Source organism: Staphylococcus sp. EG-SA-2 (assembly GCF_017152085.1).
Window position 1 is genome coordinate 1 of the sequence record NZ_JACYHC010000601.1, and the last position, 2633, is coordinate 2633.

Here is a 2633-nt window from a genome sequence, read left to right on the forward strand (position 1 = left end):
TAAAATTTATATGTACTTTTACAAGCGTTACCTGACTAATGTTTTAAAACTTTATTTCTTTACATATATCATTTTAATAACTTCCCGTTCATCTTAAACCATATCTGTTTTAAAAAGTTTCAATTTCAACGTAAAAAAGCAATAAGCCCCAACAATGTGAAAGCTTACTGCTTGTTTAAATTATTTTTCTATTGCTTTATCATCACTAACAATTAAAGGTTGATCTGGTTTCACATAGAACCACATAATCACAGCGATTACTGCTGGAACGATTAACAATTGGAATGTCATTGTCCAACCTAAATGTTCTACGAATAGACCTGCTAATAGCGGACTGATTAATGCACCTATATTACCCCATAAGTTCATCCACCCTGATACTGTACCAGAGAAGTTACGTCCTAAGTCAGTTGCTGCAGCCCAACTCATACCCATTGAAATACCGATACCACCAAGACCTAGTGATAACCAGAAAATACTTACATATAAATTTCCTGTACGTACAGCAAAGATAATTGAAACTGCAAACACAATAAATCCTGCGATTGCAATTACACCTCTAGCTACGAATTTTGAACGACCTAATCCTAATACACGGTCAGAAATTGCACCTGCTGATAAGATTAAGAAGAACATTAATAACCAAGGTAATGAACTAATGCTCATTTCTTTAAAGTTAACGTGGAATACTTCTGTTAAATACGTCGGTAACCAAATTAAGAATAATGTAATGATAAATTGTACAACAAAGTATTGAATTGCAATTGCATAGAAGCTAAAACGTTTAAAGAAATTATTCCATGGTGGTGATGACTTTTCAGTAGCTACGATATCACGATTTTCCATAATGAAACGTTTCTCCGCTTCATTAACCATTCTATGTTGCTCAGGTAAGTCTTTGGCAATAATCGCCCATAATACAGCCATTAAAATACCTACTGCACCAAAAATGTAAAATACTGCTTGCCAGTTAAATGCGTTAACAATAGCAATTGTAACTATTGGTGCTAATACAGGTCCGAAATATGATCCTGCTAATAATGCACTTGATGCTCTACCTTTTTCATTTTTAGAGAACCAAAATGAGTTAAACACAGCATTAGAAGGGTACATTGGCGCCTCACCTACACCAAATAAGAATCTCACTAAATAAATTAAACCGTGGTTCTTAATCATACCCGTTAAGATTGTAAATGCACTCCACCAAACTAATGCAATTGTAATCATCTTACGTGGACCGAATTTTTCAGCCAACATCCCCGATGGTACTTGCATTAATGCATAACCTAGAGAGAAGAATGATGCCAATAAACCAAATTGTGGTTTGGTCATCCCTAAATCATCCATCATTTGTTTAGCGATATATGAAATGTTTGCTCTATCCATATACGCAATAACCCCAATAAAGAAGAACGCAAGCGCGAACATCCACCTTACGTTAGTTCGTTTTTCCTTCACAACTATTCCTACTTCCCTAATTAATTTTTTAAAACTTACCCTGAAACGTTAAAATTTTCGGACATCTGGCATGTCCACCCCTACTTTGTCACAAAATTGTACCAAAGTTATTTTTTATAATATTATCAGACATGGAAAGCGTTTACAATAGAATCTATAAAAATTTTATTAAATTCCGCTTAACTTTTGCAATTAAAACGATATAAAGGAACTTTTAGTTACATAGTAGCCTATCATTTGTTAATTAAAAATACTGCAATCCTAGTGTTTTAAAACGTATATTGCAGGCTTTCTTACATATTCGACATTCATTTTAAATTGCATAAAACTACATTGCTCATTCATTGTGCAGCGCCTGTTATTTAGATGATCATTTGTTGACTTTTCGTACTTATAGCAAGCAATTTTTTGATTTATTGCTTATAATACATTTTAAGACAAATGCTTGTTTCAACATCGCATACGACATCATTCATTATTCATTTGAATTTATCCAGTTTCTATTTGTCTGCAATTGCTGAAAATTAAAGGAGCTTATTTTTAATAATGGAACAAATTATCACTGAATTTATTAGTCGTTTTGGGTATGCAGCCATTTTTATATTAATTTTATTAGAAAATGTTTTACCTATCGTACCATCGGAAATTATTCTGACATTTGCTGGCCTTATGTCTGTTAAATCACATTTATCAATTTTAACCTTATTTATTATTGCAACCATCGCATCGTTTATAGGGCTGTTAATTTTATATTATATCTGCCGTTTGATTTCAGAAGAACGTCTATATCGTTTTATTGATCGACACGGTAAGTGGATTAAATTGAAAAGTAAGGATTTAAAGCGAGCAAATGATTGGTTTAAAAAGTATGGCGTATGGGCTGTATTTATCTGTCGTTTCATACCTGTATTACGTGTATTGATTACCATTCCAGCCGGTGTAAACCGCATGAATGTTGTGACATTTACCGTTATTTCATTAATAGGTACAACAATTTGGAATTTCGGTTTAATTTTACTAGGACGCACGTTGAGCGATAGCTTTGGTATGTTGATGACTGGTCTTCATACATATTCACGTATTATGTATGTTGTCATCATTATCGCAGTCATTTACTTTGCTATACGTTACATTGGCAAACGTAAGAGAGTAAAATAATATTGTTGTTAGTATAA

Annotated in this window: 2 protein-coding genes; one reads left to right on the forward strand and one right to left on the reverse strand. The window is 32.9% G+C overall.

Annotated features, from left to right (window positions below):
- Positions 1–180: 180 nt before the first annotated feature.
- The gene (locus tag IDG60_RS10720; RefSeq protein ID WP_000660710.1) at positions 181–1458 is read right to left on the reverse strand and encodes a pyruvate MFS transporter; all 1278 of its coding nucleotides are present in this window, start codon (positions 1456–1458) and stop codon (positions 181–183) included.
- 546 nt (positions 1459–2004) lie between these two features.
- Between IDG60_RS10720 and uptA the strand changes: the two genes are divergently transcribed.
- Positions 2005–2616 (forward strand): undecaprenyl phosphate transporter UptA, encoded by a 612-nt coding sequence (uptA, locus tag IDG60_RS10725; RefSeq protein ID WP_000435044.1) that lies wholly within the window; start codon positions 2005–2007, stop codon positions 2614–2616.
- The last annotated feature ends 17 nt before the right edge of the window (positions 2617–2633 follow it).